Raw genomic sequence first — 1,569 nt, forward strand, 5'->3', positions numbered from 1 at the left:
TGGGTCCGTTCCGGGTCAACGCGGTGCAGACGAAAGAGGCGCGCGCGGCCCAGAGCGGCGAGTTTGAGATCATCCCGCTGGTCTCGAACGGCCTGATGAAATCCGGCTCGATCTCGGGGGAGCTCACCGCCATGGACGCCGACAACGCCTTCACCGGCTACATCGCCAACATGATGTTCGATCTGGAGTTCATGCTGATCGAGAACAGCTACAAATCCGAGGAAACCCACCCCGATTACCGGATCGAGGTCAGCTCGCCCCGGGGCACACCGATCCGCGTCGGCTCGGCGTGGATGGCGAAAAGCAGCCGCACGGGCAATGACTACCTGTCCCTGCTGATCAACACGCCTGATGGCGACCTGCGCGTCAACGCCGTACAGAACGAAGAGCAGCGCGGCGGGCAGACTTTCTCGATCATCCCGTTCATCGACAGCGGTGAGCAGCCGCAGGACGCGGGCGTGGGGCTCTCCTTGGTCGCCTAATCGGCGCGCGAGGGGGAGACGATCTGAACCCAAAGGGAAACCGTGGGATCACGGTTCCCCTTTTTCTGCGCTGGTATGGTTTAGAGATGGCGCGAAGGAAATTATGCTAAGGTTAGGTGTCGGAGTAGGCCCAGAGTCGGCGTTCGAGCTTAGCGCGACGGATGGCCGGTGTCAGCCCAACCACGACCTACGCATCAGGCGCATTGACTGCTCCGCTGCGAGTGCGAACTATTTGGACCATTTTTCCCGAAAGCTGCCATTCAGCAGGCGGTGGCTGCCCTGGCTGATGCTGCGGCAAGCACCAAGGGCAGCGAAGCGCAGATAGCGATCTTTGCAAACTCAGCCTTTCTCTTTCTGAACAAGCGCCTTTGCGAACAAGACAGCTGGAACGAGGCAAAGATCAAAAGACGATCAGGCGACTTGTTTGAGAGTGCCAAAAAAACTGGGGACATACAGGCGCACTTGTCGCCCTGCTTTGATGGTCAGTCAGGAACAACTTGCCCTATGAAAGCTCTTCCAGGATGGGCACTGTCTTCATGTGGGTTTCAACAGCTGACCTGACCTCATCGCTCATCGGTAGGTTTGCCGCTTCCACCTTCCAATGGTCTCTGAAAAGCTGAACGGTCTCCTTGGCAGCGTCGATCGCCATCTTCTTCGGAATGGCAGCTTTGACGGCAAGGTGCTCCAGCTCATCCACCGAGAACGCCGAAAACACCTTAGCACGACTAATCTTCATGTTCGTCGCATCACCCGGAATGTAGGGCACAGTCGCCACAAAATCATAAGCTGGTGCCAGCGAGACATACCGCCGGTCCGGATAGATTAACGACCAGTTCTTCATATGCATGTCGGCATTGCCGATCAGCATATTGAAGGTCAGACGCCGGACATATTCGATGATGTCTGCATCATTACCTTCGGCGGCGATCACCTGGGCAATGTTCCGGAATGTGCCATTGCCGTACTTGTCTTCAGGATAGAGCCCATAGACCTGCGCAAAATCCTCAATGTGCACGCGCGACCCGTCGGATAGCCGATCAAAGCGCTCGACCACAAAGGCATGCTTGCCGATCTTATCGATGCCTAC

General features: G+C 56.9%; 2 protein-coding genes. One reads left to right on the forward strand and one right to left on the reverse strand.

Annotated elements, in window-relative coordinates; genetic code table 11:
- Positions 1 to 482 (forward strand): DUF736 domain-containing protein (locus A3764_RS18615; RefSeq protein WP_150122291.1); only part of this gene is annotated, 482 nt, incomplete at its 5' end.
- A gap of 502 nt (positions 483 to 984) precedes the next feature.
- Here the strand turns inward: A3764_RS18615 and A3764_RS18620 are convergent.
- On the reverse strand, positions 985 to 1,569 hold a 585-nt coding region (locus A3764_RS18620), incomplete at its 5' end, for a type II toxin-antitoxin system HipA family toxin (protein WP_150122292.1).

The sequence above is a fragment of the Sulfitobacter sp. HI0129 genome, assembly GCF_001635395.1.
GTDB lineage: Bacteria > Pseudomonadota > Alphaproteobacteria > Rhodobacterales > Rhodobacteraceae > Sulfitobacter.